The sequence below is a fragment of the Thalassospira povalilytica genome, assembly GCF_002844235.1.
GTDB lineage: Bacteria > Pseudomonadota > Alphaproteobacteria > Rhodospirillales > Thalassospiraceae > Thalassospira > Thalassospira povalilytica.
Genome location: NZ_PGTS01000009.1, coordinates 73,581 through 90,406, shown reverse-complemented (window position 1 = coordinate 90,406; position 16,826 = coordinate 73,581). Strand labels below are relative to the sequence as shown.

General features: G+C 55.2%; 16 protein-coding genes. 5 read left to right on the top strand and 11 right to left on the bottom strand.

Features of this window, described 5'->3' with window-relative positions:
* Nucleotides 1–226 precede the first annotated feature (226 nt).
* Nucleotides 227–1,282 carry a COX15/CtaA family protein gene (locus CU041_RS19390; protein WP_101248128.1) on the bottom strand — a complete coding sequence of 352 codons (1,056 nt, stop codon included), beginning with the start codon at nt 1,280–1,282 and terminating at the stop codon, nt 227–229.
* A 255-nt stretch (nt 1,283–1,537) separates the two neighbouring features.
* On the opposite strand from CU041_RS19390, the gene CU041_RS19385 reads away from it, so the two are divergent.
* The gene (locus CU041_RS19385; protein WP_068517228.1) at nt 1,538–2,098 is read left to right on the top strand and encodes a precorrin-2 dehydrogenase/sirohydrochlorin ferrochelatase family protein; all 561 of its coding nucleotides are present in this window, start codon (nt 1,538–1,540) and stop codon (nt 2,096–2,098) included.
* Complete coding sequence (locus CU041_RS19380; protein WP_101248184.1) at nt 2,095–2,838, top strand: phosphoadenylyl-sulfate reductase; 744 nt, start codon at nt 2,095–2,097, stop codon at nt 2,836–2,838. Before CU041_RS19385 ends, CU041_RS19380 begins: the two co-directional genes overlap by 4 nt.
* A 52-nt stretch (nt 2,839–2,890) precedes the next feature.
* Here CU041_RS19380 and CU041_RS19375 read toward each other — a convergent pair whose 3' ends face one another.
* Together CU041_RS19375 and CU041_RS19370 are read right to left on the bottom strand one after the other, a co-directional pair.
* Nucleotides 2,891–4,345, bottom strand: coding sequence for a deoxyguanosinetriphosphate triphosphohydrolase (locus CU041_RS19375; RefSeq protein WP_231856650.1), 1,455 nt, complete (start codon nt 4,343–4,345; stop codon nt 2,891–2,893).
* A gap of 133 nt (nt 4,346–4,478) precedes the next feature.
* Nucleotides 4,479–4,898 carry a DUF4870 family protein gene (locus tag CU041_RS19370; RefSeq protein ID WP_101248127.1) on the bottom strand — a complete coding sequence of 140 codons (420 nt, stop codon included), beginning with the start codon at nt 4,896–4,898 and terminating at the stop codon, nt 4,479–4,481.
* 226 nt (nt 4,899–5,124) lie between these two features.
* Between CU041_RS19370 and gor the strand changes: the two genes are divergently transcribed.
* Nucleotides 5,125–6,486, top strand: a complete 1,362-nt coding sequence (gor, locus tag CU041_RS19365) for a glutathione-disulfide reductase (RefSeq protein ID WP_101248126.1) — start codon at nt 5,125–5,127, stop codon at nt 6,484–6,486.
* Between the two features lie 64 nt (nt 6,487–6,550).
* Here gor and CU041_RS19360 read toward each other — a convergent pair whose 3' ends face one another.
* The 5 genes from CU041_RS19360 to CU041_RS19340 form a co-directional block, all read right to left on the bottom strand.
* The gene (locus tag CU041_RS19360) at nt 6,551–7,753 is read right to left on the bottom strand and encodes a mandelate racemase/muconate lactonizing enzyme family protein (protein WP_101248125.1); all 1,203 of its coding nucleotides are present in this window, start codon (nt 7,751–7,753) and stop codon (nt 6,551–6,553) included.
* Nucleotides 7,754–7,828: 75 nt separating this feature from the next.
* On the bottom strand, nt 7,829–9,136 hold the full coding sequence (locus tag CU041_RS19355) for a TRAP transporter large permease (RefSeq protein ID WP_068517223.1): 1,308 nt from the start codon (nt 9,134–9,136) through the stop codon (nt 7,829–7,831).
* 85 nt (nt 9,137–9,221) lie between these two features.
* On the bottom strand, nt 9,222–9,815 hold the full coding sequence (locus CU041_RS19350) for a TRAP transporter small permease subunit (RefSeq protein WP_101248124.1): 594 nt from the start codon (nt 9,813–9,815) through the stop codon (nt 9,222–9,224).
* Between the two features lie 194 nt (nt 9,816–10,009).
* Nucleotides 10,010–11,038, bottom strand: coding sequence for a TRAP transporter substrate-binding protein (locus CU041_RS19345; RefSeq protein ID WP_068517222.1), 1,029 nt, complete (start codon nt 11,036–11,038; stop codon nt 10,010–10,012).
* A 45-nt stretch (nt 11,039–11,083) separates the two neighbouring features.
* A complete protein-coding gene (locus tag CU041_RS19340) occupies nt 11,084–11,647 on the bottom strand; it encodes a gluconokinase (protein ID WP_101248123.1) in 564 nt (187 codons plus the stop codon).
* 171 nt (nt 11,648–11,818) lie between these two features.
* On the opposite strand from CU041_RS19340, the gene gntR reads away from it, so the two are divergent.
* A complete protein-coding gene (gene gntR, locus CU041_RS19335; protein WP_101248122.1) occupies nt 11,819–12,844 on the top strand; it encodes an HTH-type transcriptional regulator GntR in 1,026 nt (341 codons plus the stop codon).
* A 23-nt stretch (nt 12,845–12,867) separates the two neighbouring features.
* On the opposite strand, the gene CU041_RS19330 is transcribed toward gntR, so the two are convergent.
* The 3 genes from CU041_RS19330 to CU041_RS19320 form a co-directional block, all read right to left on the bottom strand.
* A complete protein-coding gene (locus tag CU041_RS19330) occupies nt 12,868–13,440 on the bottom strand; it encodes an IMPACT family protein (RefSeq protein ID WP_101248121.1) in 573 nt (190 codons plus the stop codon).
* 52 nt (nt 13,441–13,492) lie between these two features.
* Nucleotides 13,493–14,137: a hypothetical protein gene (locus CU041_RS19325; RefSeq protein WP_170310309.1), complete on the bottom strand. Its 645-nt coding sequence runs from the start codon at nt 14,135–14,137 to the stop codon at nt 13,493–13,495.
* Between the two features lie 126 nt (nt 14,138–14,263).
* Nucleotides 14,264–15,007, bottom strand: a complete 744-nt coding sequence (locus CU041_RS19320; RefSeq protein WP_101248119.1) for a sulfite exporter TauE/SafE family protein — start codon at nt 15,005–15,007, stop codon at nt 14,264–14,266.
* A 421-nt stretch (nt 15,008–15,428) separates the two neighbouring features.
* On the opposite strand from CU041_RS19320, the gene CU041_RS19315 reads away from it, so the two are divergent.
* Complete coding sequence (locus tag CU041_RS19315) at nt 15,429–16,814, top strand: class II 3-deoxy-7-phosphoheptulonate synthase (protein ID WP_101248118.1); 1,386 nt, start codon at nt 15,429–15,431, stop codon at nt 16,812–16,814.
* Nucleotides 16,815–16,826 lie beyond the last annotated feature (12 nt).

Sequence of the window (16,826 nt, the reverse complement as noted above, 5' to 3'; positions counted from 1 at the left end):
AACCTCCTTGGGGGCTGAAAATTTCAGCCTGGGCAATTTGACTTTCCCTTTGTGGCAATTGGCCGTGACGCCAGATGCCCCCGAAAGATGTCCGGGTATCCATCCGTGCCGGCCGGTGCCGTCAAAGGTACTTTTCGGTCAATGGCAAAGAACCATTGCCGTAGCGTTTTATATAGACCGCAAAGCACGATTATGAAAGCCCGCGGCACTGTTTGTTCAATATTGATCAGTTCTCGGAACGTAACCGGTATGCGGCATAGGTTGCCGTGCCGACCAGAACCACCGCCCCGGCCTGATGTGCAACGCCAAGCGGAAGCCAGATGACACTGAGCAGGGTCGAAATGCCAAGCGCAACCTGAAGGCAGGCCGCAGCCAGAACCAGATGTGTGGCAAAGCGCTGATCAGATGTCAGGTTCCATTTGCCCGCACGCCACCAGAAGACCAGAACCATGACAAAGGTCAGTTTCGCCAACCAGCGATGATCCCATTGCACAGTCATATGGTCCTCGAACGGGGCCAGCCAGACCGGATCAAACACATAAAGCCCGTCGGGGATCAGTTGCCCGTCCATCAGCGGGAAGGTATTAAAGGCATATCCGGCATCAAGCCCGGCAACAAAGCCGCCGGAAAGGGCGGTAAAGACAATAAGCCCCAAAAGCTGCCAACTGCGCCTTGATGCATTTGTGGCAATCGCACGCGGTGCAAACTGTTGCAGTCCGACCCACAGAAGGGCGATGAAAATCACAAGTGCCAGCCCGAAATGTGCGGTCAGGCGGTACTGGCTGACATCGGGGCGGTCGACCAGACCGCTCATCACCATGTACCAACCCATCAGTCCCTGAAGACCACCAAGAATGAACAGGCCCCACAGTTTCCACTTGGTGGTGCCATCAATCGACTTTTTGGCCAGGAACCAGACGAACGGAATAAAGAACACAACCCCGATCAATCGACCCCAAAGGCGATGGATGAATTCCAGCCAGAAGATCGATTTGAAATCTTCGACCGACATCCAGGCATTGATTTTCTGGAATTCGGGATACTGGCTGTATTGCTGATAAAGGGCGGTCCAGTCTGCTTCGTTCAGCGGCGGGATAATGCCGGTGAACGGACGCCATTCAACGATTGAAAGTCCCGACTCTGTCAGGCGGGTCAGGCCACCGATCACCACCATGATAAAGACCATCGCCGCGCACCCGAAAAGCCAGATGGCAACATTCTTGTGGGCAACAGGGGCGGTGGTCGGGTGATCGGACAGGGCAGGGGCGGCACTGCTTGGCATCGGGACGCTCTCTTGGTCGTTATTCTCAAGGGCACAGATGTGCCTGAATTTGGCCCAATATAGGGGCTTTTTCGAAAAATTGCAGGAAAAGCTTTACGGGCGCAGGTGGCCGTTCGGATCAAAAATTACCATGCTTAATAAACACAAAATAAACTGTTGTATAAATATAAAACACATAAAAAATGTATTGAATATTTCCATTTCCACACCCATAGTCATGGACAACAACCAGAAACTACGTTTAGAGGATCGACGATGTTTCCCATCAATCTGGACCTTACGCGACTTTCGGTCGCTTTGGTTGGGAACGGTCAGGCAACCCTGAACCGTTTGCGCCAGTTTGACGGTGATGGGGCAAAATACGTCACCGTTTATTCAGAAAACCCAATACCCGAACTGGTCGATCAGGCCGGTGATCGTCTGCATCGCTATTTGCCGAATTCGGCCGATGTCAATGCGGCATCGATCATGTTCATTGTCGACCTTGGCGAAGAAAAGGCAGCCGAACTTGCCGCCATTGCCAAGGCCGTCGGCACCATTGCCAATGTCGAAGACGTCAAAGAATACTGTGATTTTTTTTCGCCAGCGCGGGTACAGCGCGGTGACCTGATGATTACGGTATCGACGAACGGTCACAGCCCGCGACTTGCTGGCCGTATCCGTCGTGCGATTGAAACCTGGCTGGTGCCAACATGGGACAAGCGCCTGCGCGAATTGTCCGACCAGAGAGAGAAATGGAAAGCCAGCGGTGCCGATATGCAGACACTGCTGCAAAAGACCGACGAATATATCGATCGGCGGAGATGGTTGCCATGAATGTCATGCGTGAAGAAGATATTGTTTCTGGCGGCTCCATGTCCGTCGAAGAAGCAACCGATCGTGCCGCGCGTCTGCTCGACAAATATGGTCATTTGCAGGGCGTTTCGCTGATCGAACCGATGGTGCATGAAGAATTCCAGGGGCGCGTGACCATGACCTCGTCCTTCGGGACCGAGGCAGCGGCTTTGCTCGCACTGGTTGCCGAGGTGGATCGTGATCTGCCGGTGATTTTCCTCGATACCCGCAAGCTGTTTGGTGAAACCCACAAATACCGGGAACAACTGGTTGATCAGCTGGGCCTGACCAATATCCGGATCATGCGCCCGGACGAGGAAAAGCTTAAGGCCGAAGACCCTAACGGGATGCTGTTTGCTTCGGACACGGCGAAATGCTGCTACCTGCGCAAGGTTGAACCGCTGCAACGTGCGCTTGAAGGCTATGATGCCTGGCTGACCGGTCGCAAACGGTTCCATGGCGGGGAACGCGATGCCCTTCCGGTGATCGAACCGGCCGGCACGCGGATCAAGATCAACCCGCTGGCGGGCTACAAGCGCGAAGATATAGAAGATATCTTTGAACATCGCGCACTGCCGCGTCATCCGCTTCAGGCCGAAGGTTTCCTGTCGATTGGCTGCATGCCCTGCACGGACCGCGTTGATCCCAATTCAACCGATGTGCGTGCCGGTCGCTGGGCCGGTCAGGACAAGACCGAATGCGGTATCCACTACATCATCTAGGCACATTGTTGCTTGAAACGAAAACCCGGCCATTTGGCCGGGTTTTTTTCATTCAGATCGTAATGCCCTGAAGCTTGCGAAACAGGGTGACGGCATAGCGGTCGGTCATGCCTGATATGTAATCCATCACCCGCATCAGGCGGCTGTAAAGATCGGGCGCCTCGGACAGTTTGCCCGACAGAAGCTTGTCGATCCGGTCTGCCTGGGGCGGCAAGCGCTTGCCATGATTTTTATGTTCGTCAATGTCGATGGCAGCACGGACAAAACTGTCGAGCAGACCGTTTATGACCTCGAACCCGGCCATCTCGATCGGCAGGACATGGGGCGCATTGTAAATCTTTTCGACCGCAAGCTTCTTGCACGCCTTGGCATGTGGACCAAGCGGGGTGTTGGCCAACAGATCGCCTTCAAGTGTGCCGGCCAGAAGCGCGTCTTCATGTTCGATAAAGGCATCAACCGCGGCCTTGACCAGATTGCCGATGGCCTTGCCACGCAGGAACCCGATCCGGTCACTTTCCGATTTCTCGGCATACCAGCCCTCGGCGCGAAGGTCTTTCCAGCGTTGTTCGGCATCACCCTGATATTTTTCCGGGTGGCGCGCAATCGGGGCAAGGGCACGTTCGACTTCCTCGAAACTGACACAGCCCAATTCCCAGCCATCTTCAAGATCAACCACCGAATAGCAAATATCGTCCGCCGCCTCGACAAGGTAAACCAGCGGATGGCGCCGCCATGCCCCGTCAAACCCGTCAAGCGGGCTAAGGCCGCAAACGCGCGCAATGGCAAAGGCGATATCGCGTTCCGCCTGATAATAGCCGGGCTTTTTAAGGCCGGTATATTCCTTGCGGCGGCTATCGGGGACCGACGTGCTGCGCGGATATTTGATGAAACTGCCAAGCGTTCCGTATGTCAGGTTAAGTCCGCCGTCAAAGCGCTTCATTTCAAGCTGGCTGATGATGCGCAAGCCTTGCGCATTGCCTTCGAAATGACGAAGGTCTTCAAGCTCCGGCCCGGAAAGACGCGATGTCAGCTCGTCCTTGGCAAGGCGCGATGTGGTGAACCATTCATTGATGGCATCTTCACCGGAATGGCCAAAGGGCGGATTGCCGATATCATGGGCAAGACAGGCCGCCTGAACCATATAGCCGATATCGGCGACCGTGGTTTCCGATCCTTCGGGCAGGTTTTTGACGATATGCGCCCCGGCCATCAGGCCAAGTGACTGCCCGACCGATCCGACTTCAATCGTATGGGTCAGACGGGTATGGACATGGTCGTTATCGGAAAGTGGATGAACCTGTGTCTTGTTCTGAAGACGACGGAACGAGGAGGAAAAAATCACCCGATCCACATCGATCTGAAACGGGCTTCTGCCATCTGGCGTGGGATAGGGCGCACCTTCGGGCAGGCGGATTTTGCCATCCCGAAATTCAAGCCGATGAGATGAAAGAAGGTTTTCCCAGCGCATTTTATCGCCAGACCCTTGCGCAGACGACGCCAATGTCATGGCGGTGCTACCCCTGTCCGTGTCGTATGTCTTGTGTTCCGACTGACTTTAACGGGCGAGGGAGTCCGGTGCAATCGGGCAAAGTGATTTCGCGCCGATTGCACCATATTTAAAGCATCATTGGAATGCCGACTTAGCCGAAGAACCAGCTTTGCGGGTTGTCGATCGGACGCCCGTTAAGGGCACGCAAAAGCCCGATCACATTGCGCCCGATGAACCAGGCAGTGGTATAAAGGCCCATCAAGCCGACAATCGCCCAGCCCAGAAGCGGAACCCAGCCAATCACAAAGGTAAAGAAGCCCAGAATGATGGCATAAAGGATGCTGATCCAGAATGTGCGGATCACGAATGTGTAATGGCTGTTGGTCCAGTGATTGTCATCTTCGCGCGCGATATAGGAAACGATCAGCGCAATCAGCCCGGTGGCAAAGGCCGTAAACAGGGTTGCGATCATAAGCCCGTAACAGACAAGGGCGGTATTGCCGCCACGCTCGTCCGCATAATGCGGTGCATTGTCAAAAGACGCGTCCTGACCGTGAATATGGTCGTTCATCGAGTTTTTCCTTTATTCATCGCAATCCCCATCGCGTCTTGCCCATCATATAGCGCGAAAGTTTAAAAATGCTATCTCGGGTTGGTTAATCTGATCATCCTTTTTGATCTTCACGGCCCTTCACACGAAATTTACGGCCACTTTGCTTGGTTTTGCCTCGACTTTGGGAATTATCGCCCTACATTTGGCGCCATGTTGTCAATTGACCGAAAATAGGGATTTCCGCATGTCGGACTATGATTTTGATCTGTTTGTAATCGGTGCCGGATCGGGTGGCGTGCGCGCAGCCCGCGTGGCATCGGGATATGGTGCAAAGGTCGCCATCGCCGAGGAAAGCCAGGTCGGCGGTACTTGTGTCATCCGGGGTTGTGTGCCCAAAAAGCTTCTGGTCTACGGGGCACATTTCGCCGAGGATTTCGAAGACGCATCTGCCTATGGCTGGACCCTTCCGGGGGAGCCGACCTTCAGCTGGAAAACACTGATCGCCAACAAGGATGCCGAAATTGACCGTCTGAACGGCATATATAAAAAGCTTCTGGCAGGCTCGAATGTCGAACTGTTTGAACATCGCGCTACCTTCAAGGATGCCCACACCGTCATCGTTGGCGACCGCGAAGTCACGGCCGAGCGCATCCTGATTGCCGTTGGTGGCCATCCGACCAAGCCCGACATTCCGGGGGCGGAGCATGCCATCACCTCGAACGAGGCATTCTATCTTGACGAGCTGCCCAAGCGCGTTGTCGTGGTTGGCGGTGGCTATATCGCGGTTGAATTTGCCGGGATTTTTGCCGGTCTTGGATCCCGCGTGACCCAGCTTTATCGCAGCGAACAGATCCTGCGCGGCTTTGATAACGACATCCGCAACCATTTGGCCGAGGAAATCGTTAAAAAGGGCATCGATCTGCGCGTGAATACCAATGTCACCGCGATTGAAAAACAGGCTGATGGAAGCCTGTCACTGACCCTGACTGACGGGTCGACCATGATTGCCGATCAGGTGATGTTTGCCACCGGGCGCGCCCCCAATACGGCGGGCCTTGGTTTGGAAAAAGCCGGTGTTGAAACCGATAAACGCGGTGCGGTCAAAATCAATCAGGGCCTTCAGACCACGACCGAAAACATCTATGCGGTTGGCGATGTGACCGACCGGGTGCAACTGACCCCGGTTGCGATCAAGGAAGGCATGGCCTTTGCCGATACTGTTTATGGCGGCAAGCCATGGCACATGACCTATCAGGCGATCCCGACCGCCGTATTCAGTCAGCCGCCGGTCGGCACCGTCGGCCTGTCCGAGGAAGAAGCACGTGCCAAGGGTGGCGAGGTCGTGATTTACAAATCAACCTTCAAACCGATGCGCCACACGCTTTCGGGCCGTGATGAAAAAACGCTGATGAAGCTGATTGTCGATAAAACGACCGATGTGGTTCTTGGTGCCCATATGGTCGGTCCGGATGCAGCCGAGATCATTCAGGGCATCGGCATTGCGGTTCGTATGGGTGCGACCAAGGCCCAGTTCGACCAAACCGTCGCAGTTCATCCGTCCGCGGCCGAGGAATTCGTCACAATGCGGTTCCCGGTTTCCGAATAAACCCGATTGAACGGGCTGAAATCAAAACAGGCGGTGCTATATGGCACCGCCTGTTTGCATTTGGTTATTCAGCAACCGATTTCCGTCGCGAAACCTTAAATGCCTTTTCAAGGTCCGGGTTCAGTTCTGTACCCAGTCCCGGTCCGTCGGGGATGGTGATCATGCCATTTGTGACTTTGGGCAGGTTGGTTACCAGGTCGCGATACCAGGTGTTGTAGAACGCACGCACACTTTCCTGCACCAACGCATTGGGCGCATTAAGCGACAGATGGGTGGATGCGGTCAGAACAATCGGCCCGGTGCAATCATGCGGCGCGACCGGCAGGTGCCAGGCTTCGGCCATGGCGGCAATCTTGCGCGCCTCGGACAGACCGCCGCACCAGCTTAGATCAAGCATCACAACCCCGGCAGCATCGGTTTCAAGCAAATCGCGAAATGCCCAGCGCGATCCGAGTGTTTCCGATGCGCAAATCGGGGCCGGTGAAACCTCGGCGTAGCGTTTCAGGCTTGAAAGACTGTCCATGCGGATCGGGTCTTCGTGCCAAAACGTCTGATAGGGGGTAAGTGCCTTGGCGATTTGCTGGGCAGGGAGGAGCTGCCACATCGAATGGAATTCGACCATGATGTCGATCTTGTCGCCCACGGCCTTGCGGATTTTCTCGAACGGTTCGAGACAGGATTTCAGATCCGGCAGCGAAATATATTGCCCGCGGGTTTTCTCGGCCGCGATATCAAACGGCCAGATTTTCATCGCTGTAATGCCGTCTTCCAAAAGCGATTCTGCAAGCTCATCTGCCCGATACAGGAACCCGTTCAGATCGTCATAATCCTTGGCCGATTTGGCATTCAGATCATAGTTGGCCGTGGTCTGGCCAGTGGCCTTTTTGATGTATTCGGTGCCGGCGCAGGTATTGTAAGTGCGGATTTCACGGCGTGAAAAACCGCCCAGAAGCTGGGTGATCGGAAGGTTGGTGGCCTTGCCGAAAATATCCCAAAGCGCGATGTCAAAAGCCGAATTACCGCGTACTTCCGCACCGGATGACCGAAACCCGACATAACCGACAAGATCCGCCGATAAAAGATCGATTTGCAACGGATCGCGTCCGATCACGCGCGGGGCGACATATTCATGCAAATAGGCCTCGACCGTTTCAGACATGAAGAATGTCTCGCCAAGGCCGGTAATGCCTTCGTCGGTATGGACCTGTACCCACAACAGATTGGGGCGTTCAGCAATGCGGACGGTTTCGATGGCGGTGATTTTCATCGGTGGTGACCTTTGATACGCAAATCATACGCAAAAGGCGGAGCCGCGCGGCTCCGCCCACAGGGATCAGTCAGATTATCGCCCGGTAATGCCCGGGAAGATAATCAGAAGCGCAACCGCCAAAATCTGAAGACAGATAAAGGGCAGAAGGGCCTTGAAAATATCGCCCAGTGATATGTCGGGCGGGGCAACGGATTTAAGATAGAACGCGGCCGGGCCAAAGGGTGGCGACAGGAAGCTGACCTGCATGTTCATGGCAAACAGAACGCCAAACCAGACCGGATCAAAGCCAAGCTGTTTAACGATCGGCACAAAGATCGGCATGGTCAGAAGTGCGATGCCCACCCAATCGAGGAACATGCCAAGCACAAACAGGATCAGCATCATGAACAGGATGATCATGGTCGGATCATCGGAAATTCCGGTAATCAGGCCCGATACGAACTTGATCCCGCCCATCAGGTTGAACACCCCGACAAGGGCCGATGCACCGATCCCGATCCAGACAATCATGCCACAGGTCGAAAGCGTTTGAATGGCCGCGGCCTTAAGCATCGTAAGCGAGAATTCACGACGCAGGATGGTCGATACAATCACCCCGGCAACACCAACTGCCGATGCCTCGGTGACCGATGCGATCCCGCCATAGATTGATCCAAGAACACAGAAAACCACCAGAATGGGCAGGAAAAGCCCCTTAAGCAGGCGCATTTTTTCCGCATGGGGGATTTTTTCGGTCTGGGGTGGCGGCGCGACATTGTCCCCGGTATAGGACCGGAACAGGACATAGGCGACATAAAAGCCCGCCAGCATGAAGCCTGGCACAAAGGCCGATGTAAACAGATCGCCGATCGAAACATTGGCGGTCAGGCCGTAAATGATCAGAACGATCGAAGGCGGAACCATGGTACCAAGCGACCCGCCCGCACATACCACACCGATCGCAAGGTTCTTGTCATAGCCCTGACGCAGCATCTGGGGCAGGGCAATCAGGCCCAGCAGTACAATTTCGCCGCCGATGATGCCGCTCATGGCGGCCAGAATGACCGCAACAAAGATCGTCTGAACCGCAACGCCGCCGCGCAAACGCCCGCCAAACAGTCGCATGGCATCAAACAGATCACGCGCAATCCCCGATCGGTCAAGGATTGCTGCCATCAGCACGAACATCGGGACCGAGACAAAGACAAAGGATGAAACGAATGAATAAACCCGGCTGGTGATCAGCGGAACGGCCATCGGGCCGAACCATCCCAGGGTAAAGATCAGGGCAATCAAAAGCGTAACAAAGGCCAGCGGCATGCCGGTGATAAGAAAACCAAGCAGCATGACGAACATGGCAAGTGTGCCGTATTCAATGCCAAGGGACTGTAAATCAAACATCAAGCCGGTTCCTGATTGCGCATCGTGGCGCGTCGAATGTCATGTGAAAGCGATGGGGGATGTTGGCATTTGGCATGCGGCGGGCCTAACTTTTGGCATCCTTGCCGCCAAGGCCGCGCATGTAATTGATGGCCAGAATGACAAACTGAATGGTCAAAGCCACCATCACGATCAGCAGAAAGATTTTAAGAAGCGACGGAAAAGGCGGGTTCCAGGCCGATCCGCTGGTTTCAAGGCGGATCGATCCGTCCGGGGCAAAGGCCGCACGTCCGACCATCAACCATGCCGCCCAGGCAAAGAAGCCGGATGCCACCGCGCAGATCATCGAAATGGCGATATCAAGTGCCCGGCGCATTTTCGGTCCGGCAATATCATAAAGAATGACCACCCGGATGTGCTTGTTGCGTGACGCACAGAACAGGCCGCCAAACACAAATCCGATCCCGCACAGGAATGTCGTTGTTTCATGGGCCCAAAGTGTCGGGCTGTCAAAAACATGGCGCATGATGATTTCAATGATCAGCACGCTCATCGAGGCCAGAAATCCGATGGCAAAAACGGTGCCGACCTTGTCGACCATCTTGCCATAAAACCCGGATTCCGCCGGGACCGTCACGGTGTCCTCGTCGGCGATGGCCGCCGGGGTTGTCGGCGCGTTCTGTTCCGCGGGATGGGTCATTATCAGGTAATCCTTCGGGACGATATAGAAACAGCCTGCAATCTGACACGCGGGGGAGGCCGCACCGGTCCCGCCGTCTCGAACGGTACCGGTTGTCAGATTGCACCGGGCAGACCGGGTGGTCTGACACCGCAGGCTGTTGCAACCGGGGCAGCAAGCATGGTGCTTGCCACCCCGATCAGGTTCGACAGGTCTTAGATCATGCCCTGCGAGGTCAGATATTCCATCAGGGTATCATAGACCTTTTTGGCATTTTCGGAACGTTCGGCAACTTTCGCCCACTGTTTGGTGGCAATGGCGCGGAACTTGTTGCGTTCTTCCTGCGACCAGTTGTGAATGGTGATGTCACCTTTGGCGCGGGCTTCGGCAACTGCCTTCATGTCCTTGGCCACCAGCTGGGAAACTTCATCCTGCGCAAGGTCGCGGACCGAAACGGTCAGGATTTCCTGAAGATCGGCCGGAAGGCCATCCCATTTCGCCTTGTTCATCGAAACTTCGACCAGCGGCATGGAATGGAAGCCCGGATAGACCGGATGTTTGGCAATGTCGTGCAGACCCTGTGCCTGGTTGGTCGAGAACACGGTGTAATCGGCAGCCTCGATCACTTTTTTATCAAGGGAGGTAAAGACTTCCGAACCCGGAATATTGACCGGGGTGGCACCGGCAGCAGCAAAGACTTCGTTTACCATGCCTTCGGGCGCGCGCATTTTAAGGCCTTTTAGGTCGTCAACGCCATCAAGCGGAACGGCGGAAACGAATGCTTCAAGGCCCGGGGTGGTCGCACCGATGAAATGCAGGCCATAAGGTTCGACCAGCGAATTCATCAGTTCCTTGCCGCCGCCATATTCCATGAAGCGGAACATTTCCTGCGGGTCGGACCATGCGCCAACCGGGTTGGCAATCAGGCCGAATGCCGGATCCTTGCCCGAGAAATAGCTGGTATCGGTGATGTGACCGTCAAGAATGCCGGCCGCAATCGCGTCCTGGGTTTCGTTATGTTCAACAACCGATCCAACCGGCAGCATTTCGATGGAAATGCGACCACCGGTCAGGGTGCCAACGCGTTCTGCCCATTCCTGCTGAATGATGAAGTTCGGGTTGCCAGCCGGGTCACTGGACTGGAATTTGAAGCTGTAATCCTGGGCGTTTGCGGCAAACGGGGCGCTTACGCTCATGGTGATGGCAACGGCTGCGCCGGCCAATGTTTTCAAGGACATGTTCATTTGTTTTCTCCCTGGGTTGATTTTTATACGCGGTTCCGGTCGCCGTCAGGCTCCCGGGGTGGCGTAACGCTGCTTCAAACCCGAAACAGCGGTTTGGACGATTGCATCAAGCGGGCCTTCGATAGAAACAGCCAGCGGGTCTTCATCGGGGCCCGGTGGTTCAAGATCGTGAAGCTGACTGTCAAGAAGTTGTGACGGCATGAAGTGATCAGCGCGGCTGTTCATGCGGTCGAAAATCAATTGGCGCGGACCATTGAGAAACACAAAGCTGACATGACCCAGGCGGCTGCGAATGAAATCGCGATACCGGCGCTTGAGGGCCGAACAGGCAATGAAAACCGTGCCGGGAAACGGCGTGCCGAGCGGGGTGGTCGGATCGGTGGTTTCGCCAACAGTCTGTGCCGCGGCACAGACCGCATCCAGCCATGGCCAGCGCATTTCATCATTCAGCGGCAGGCCGCGACTCATATGCGCGACATTTTCTTTGGGATGATGATCGTCGGCATCAAGCCAGGCATTTTCCGTGATGCTGGCCAGGCGTGGCGCGACTTCGGTTTTGCCCGATCCGCACACGCCCATGACGACGACATATTTGGTCTGCCGGTTCATGAAATTGATGGTCTCACTGGTTTTCAGGGCGGGTTTTATACTTGGACAGCCCTGTCGTGTTATGATGTTAGCGCTAACATAATGTTAGCGCTAACATCGAGTCAACTGCCGAATTTCGTGCCAATCACAAGGCGCTTGTCGGCAGCCAAAAGACGTAATAAATGTAAGGGTATGAGGAAACGCAAAGGGGCCGGGCGGCCGACAATTGCTGATGTTGCCGAGAAGGCCGGCGTCAGCACAATCACAGTCTCACGCGCATTGCGTGATCCCTCAAAGGTGTCTGATCACCTGCGCAGGAAGATCAATAATGCGGTGAGAAAGCTCAATTACGTGCCGCATTCCCATGCCAGCGCATTGGCCTCGACTCGTTCCAATATTGTCGGGGTGATCGTGCCGTCGCTCACCAACAACGTGTTCGCCGATACCCTGCGTGCGATTTATGACGAACTGGATCAGGGGCCGTTTCAGGTCCAGCTGGGCAATTCGCGTTACGTCGCCAAGGACGAGGAACGCCTTGTGCGGACCTTCCTGGGGCAGGGGCCGTCGGCAATGATCATTGCCGGCACCGATCAGACCGATGCCACCCGCGAACTTTTGCAAAATGCCGAATGCCCGGTGGTTCAGATCATGGAAGTCGGCGATGACCCGATTGATATGATGGTCGGGTTCTCGCATTTCGAAGGTGGCAAGGCTGCCGGTACCCATCTTATGCAAAAGGGATACAAGCGCATCGGTTTCCTTGGTGCACGAATGGATCCCCGGTCGCATCGTCGTCTTGAAGGCTTCAAGGATGCCCTGCGGATTGGCGGGCGCTATGACCCGGATCTGATCATGACCACCACGGTTTCATCCAGTGTGTCGCTTGGTGCGGAACTGATCGGGCAATTGCGGGCACGCCGGTCCGATCTTGATGCGGTATTTTGCAACAATGATGACCTGGCACTTGGGGCATTGTTTGGCTGTCAGAAGGCCGGTATTTCCGTGCCTGATGACATGGGCATCATCGGGTTTAACGACCTTGAAATGATGGCGGCAAGTCACCCGTCCCTGACCTCGATCCGAACCGACCGCTATGCCATTGGCAAACGTGCGGTCGAAATGATCAAGGCCGAACTTGACGGCGAAGTACCCGAACAAAAGATCCTCGATCTCGGGTTTGAGCTTCAGCAACGCGAAAGCACGTCACGCCAGAAGTAACGCCGGCCTGATTTGTCACGGGCCTAATCGGCATCGGGTAGCGGGAAACGTTCGGCAAGTTCGCCAAGCATCTCGCGCGGCCCGGCAATTTTGATGCGCGTGCCTTGGGTGTCAAACTGCCGATCAAGGATGGTGATGCCATCCTGTGCGCAGGCCTGTTCAAGCGTGCCGGCATCGGAAAATCCGGCAAACAGATCAGCCTCGCCCTGCGGGATATAGTCAATGATTTCCGCAACGTCACACACCGCGTTGGCCGCCCCGCTATAGGCGCGGACCAGCCCGCCGGTGCCCAGTTTTGTGCCCCCGAAATAGCGGGTAACGATCACCGCAACATTGATCAGATCACGCCCCTGAAGAACCTTGAGGCACGGGATGCCTGATGTCCCCGACGGTTCGCCATCATCCTTGCCATGCTCGATCAGCTGATCTTCCTCATTAAGATAGCGATAGGCATTTACGTGATGGTTGGCCTTGGGATGAAGGGCGCGCAACGCGTCAATCCGCCGGGCCAGATCGTCATGAAAAACGAGTTCGGCCAGAAAGCGTGATTTCTTTTCTTCGGTTTCGGCAAAAGCGGGGCGGGCGATGGTTTTCATTGAAGCGTTGATATCAAAATCCCTCAGCGATCGCCAGTCAGGATCGGTGTTGCTATCGGGTAGCGGAGATAAAGCTGACAGTCTGACCGAATTCTTCGAGCAGGACAGCGTTCCAGACGTCATCGATTGCCACGGAATGCTGTTTGCTTGCCGCCGAGAAATCGGGCTTTTCGGGGGCCGGGCTGTTCCAGTTCATGGTTTGCGGATCGATGAATTCAAAGACGTGCTGCATTTCGCCATCGACATAGCGATAAAGTGTCGCGCGGGGTTGATAGAATACGCGCGCGTTCGGTTGGCTGATATGTTGTTTGATCTTGCGATGGCCAATGACGGTGTAGAACAGCTTTCCTTCGATATTAAAGCCCTTCAACATTGCCAGAAAATCCGATGTGCCGCCCTCAATCCGTTCGCCTTCGTGGTAAAACGTCCAGCCGGTATTGGCAATGCTGCGCCCTTTCAGCGCGCGCATGCACAGCAGCTCGAATACGTCATTTTCTTTGGTTGCCTTGGAAAGGTCGCTGGCTGACATGATGTTGCGGTTGCTGTCGCAGAACTGCAAGGCCTGTACATGCATGTGCTTCAAGTCGCGCAAAAACGCATCCATCGCCGTGATACTTTGGGCCTGTGCGGTTTGGTGGGCTGCGGTGGCAAGCCAAAGGGTCGCAGCCGCAATGGCGATCGTCAAAATGCGTGTCATCAAATCAGTGTCCGGGCTTTGCGCTTTGCGGGTGTGCTTCGGGATTACTGATCCACTATAAATTCCATGCGATTGATTGCACGCGCTTTTCTGCCACATCCCCCGTGCGGGGGATGTGTGATTGCCTTAGTTGGTCACGAATTTCGCAACAAGGATCACGCCAAAAATAATCAGCATGATCAGAACAACCTTGCGGAATGTTTCGGCACCCATGCGGTTGCGCACAGCACTGCCAAGTTTCGTTCCGATATAAACCGGAACCAGTCCGGCAAGTGATATCCAGATGGTTTCAAGCGTCATCAAGCCCATCCGGCTCAGGCCAAAGGCCATTACGATGCTTGAAAGACTGAACGAGATATTGATCGCCTGGATAAAGCGTTTGGGATCAAGGCGCATGGAAAGCAGAAAGGGCAGAACCGGCATCACCTGTGACCCGGTAATGCCATTGACCAGCCCGGTGGAAAAACCGGAAATCGGTGCCAGTCGGCGTGCGATCTTGTCCGAAATCGGCTTGCCATGGCGAAACAGCGTGATTGCACCGTAATTCATCAGGACCAGCCCCAGAACCGCACCCGCCACAATGCTGTCGACCATTTCAAGGACGGCAAGCCCGATCAGAAGTCCCGGGATGGTCGCCAGAAACATCGGCCAGAACCGATTGACGGTTTCGCGAAAATGTCCGGCCTGAACCATGATGATTGAATTGCTGACAAGGGACGGGATGATGACAAGCGGCATGCCGGCCTTAAGACCCAGTCCAAGGGCCAGGATCGGCAGGGCCGATGTCGAAAACCCGAGACCCGTTGCGCCCTTTACAAAGGCGGCAACAAAATAGGCGCAGGCAATAATGGCAATGGTTTCAATGGGCATGGAGGGTCCGGACAATGGTGTGACGCGTGCGCAGTGTGCCCGCATTTGCCAGACTGTGCAATTGATCAGCGTTGTGGGTCAGCGGAATTGGGTGGCGTAACTGGTTGGGATAACTCGTCCGGCGATTGCGCATGGGCGGATTCGCACCTAGTTGATTGCTATGACTGTTTGGTCAAGCCCGCCGCCATCCGGATAATCTGGCGGGAATGAGTGGAATTTTGCGTGGTTTTTGGGTGTGTTGGCAAAAAATTGCGGGTTTTTATCGTCCTTAAGTCTAGAAGGGGTGGAAATACGTGATCAAAACCCGTATCAAGTTTGGCCCGGTTCAATGACCGGACCACAGGGCGGAAATCCGCCGAAAAACCGGATTTGTGTTATAATGGCGGCATGATCAAGAACATGCCGGATTGAGAGGAAGCAAATGAGCAAGAGCTGGAGCATTGATAGCTGGCGCAACCTGCCGATCAAGCAGGTGCCGACTTATCCAGATGCACAGGCCCTCGAGGCCGTAGAGCAAGAGCTCGGCAGCTATCCTCCTTTGGTATTTGCTGGCGAAGCGCGCGCACTTAAAGAAAAGCTTGGTGAAGTCGCAGAAGGCAATGCCTTCCTGCTGCAGGGCGGCGACTGCGCCGAAAGCTTTAAGGAATTCCATCCGAACAACATTCGCGACACCTTCAAGGTCATGTTGCAGATGGCGGTTGTTCTGACCTTTGGCGCGTCCTGCCCGGTGGTCAAGGTCGGCCGTATGGCCGGCCAGTTTGCCAAGCCGCGTTCGGCGGATACCGAAACCATCAATGGCGTCGAACTGCCAAGCTATCGCGGTGACGTGGTCAACGGGATCGAGTTCACCGAAGAAGCCCGCATTCCTGATCCGCAGCGTCAAATTCGCGCCTATAACCAGTCGGCGGCGACGCTTAACCTGTTGCGTGCGTTTGCCCAGGGCGGTTTTGCCGATCTGACCAAAATCCATCGCTGGAACCTTTCATTTGTCGATGGCAGCCCGGCGGCCGAACGTTACAGCAAGCTGACCACCCAGATTGACGAGGCGGTCGCCTTCATGCAGGCCTGCGGCATTACCGCCGACAGCGCCCCGCAGTTGCGCGAGACCGATTTCTATACCTCGCACGAAGCATTGCTTCTGGGCTATGAGCAGGCCCTGACCCGTCAGGACAGCCTGACCGGCGAATATTATGACTGCTCGGCGCATATGCTGTGGATTGGCGATCGTACCCGTAACCTTGACGGGGCACATGTTGAATTCATGCGCGGGGTCAAAAACCCGATTGGCATGAAATGTGGCCCGACCATGGATGAAGATGATCTGATCCGACTGATTGATCGTCTGAACCCGCAAAACGAAGCCGGTCGTCTGACCCTGATTGCGCGTATGGGTGCCGACAAGGTTGGTGATCATCTGCCGCGTCTGGTCAAACGTGTTAAGGCCGAAGGCCGCAAGGTCGTCTGGTCGTGTGATCCGATGCATGGCAACACGATCAAGGCCGCGAACGGTTACAAAACCCGTCCGTTTGATTCGATCCTGTCGGAAGTCAAAAACTTCTTTGACGTTCACAAGGCCGAAGGCACCCATGCCGGCGGCGTCCATTTCGAAATGACCGGAACGGACGTGACCGAATGCATCGGTGGCGCACGCGAAGTGACCGAAGACGCGCTTTCGGATCGTTACCACACCCATTGCGATCCGCGCCTTAATGGTGGTCAGGCGCTTGAGCTTGCCTTCCTGATGGCCGAAATGATCAAAAAAGAACGCGACAGCACCCGCGCAGAGCAGCTTGCAGCTTCTGCCTGATCTGATTTCGAA

Excerpts from the sequence above, each read along its gene's own strand:
- CU041_RS19370 (WP_101248127.1), bottom strand. The coding sequence starts at position 4,898 with ATGAACGACCATATTCACGGTCAGGACGCGTCTTTTGACAATGCACCG.
- gor (WP_101248126.1), top strand. The coding sequence starts at position 5,125 with ATGTCGGACTATGATTTTGATCTGTTTGTAATCGGTGCCGGATCGGGT.
- CU041_RS19330 (WP_101248121.1), bottom strand. The coding sequence starts at position 13,440 with ATGAAAACCATCGCCCGCCCCGCTTTTGCCGAAACCGAAGAAAAGAAA.
- CU041_RS19340 (WP_101248123.1), bottom strand. The coding sequence starts at position 11,647 with ATGAACCGGCAGACCAAATATGTCGTCGTCATGGGCGTGTGCGGATCG.
- CU041_RS19360 (WP_101248125.1), bottom strand. The coding sequence starts at position 7,753 with ATGAAAATCACCGCCATCGAAACCGTCCGCATTGCTGAACGCCCCAAT.
- CU041_RS19320 (WP_101248119.1), bottom strand. The coding sequence starts at position 15,007 with ATGCCCATTGAAACCATTGCCATTATTGCCTGCGCCTATTTTGTTGCC.
- gntR (WP_101248122.1), top strand. The coding sequence starts at position 11,819 with ATGAGGAAACGCAAAGGGGCCGGGCGGCCGACAATTGCTGATGTTGCC.
- CU041_RS19375 (WP_231856650.1), bottom strand. The coding sequence starts at position 4,345 with ATGACATTGGCGTCGTCTGCGCAAGGGTCTGGCGATAAAATGCGCTGG.
- CU041_RS19385 (WP_068517228.1), top strand. The coding sequence starts at position 1,538 with ATGTTTCCCATCAATCTGGACCTTACGCGACTTTCGGTCGCTTTGGTT.
- CU041_RS19390 (WP_101248128.1), bottom strand. The coding sequence starts at position 1,282 with ATGCCAAGCAGTGCCGCCCCTGCCCTGTCCGATCACCCGACCACCGCC.
- CU041_RS19355 (WP_068517223.1), bottom strand. The coding sequence starts at position 9,136 with ATGTTTGATTTACAGTCCCTTGGCATTGAATACGGCACACTTGCCATG.
- CU041_RS19315 (WP_101248118.1), top strand. The coding sequence starts at position 15,429 with ATGAGCAAGAGCTGGAGCATTGATAGCTGGCGCAACCTGCCGATCAAG.
- CU041_RS19345 (WP_068517222.1), bottom strand. The coding sequence starts at position 11,038 with ATGAACATGTCCTTGAAAACATTGGCCGGCGCAGCCGTTGCCATCACC.
- CU041_RS19380 (WP_101248184.1), top strand. The coding sequence starts at position 2,095 with ATGAATGTCATGCGTGAAGAAGATATTGTTTCTGGCGGCTCCATGTCC.
- CU041_RS19350 (WP_101248124.1), bottom strand. The coding sequence starts at position 9,815 with ATGACCCATCCCGCGGAACAGAACGCGCCGACAACCCCGGCGGCCATC.
- CU041_RS19325 (WP_170310309.1), bottom strand. The coding sequence starts at position 14,137 with ATGACACGCATTTTGACGATCGCCATTGCGGCTGCGACCCTTTGGCTT.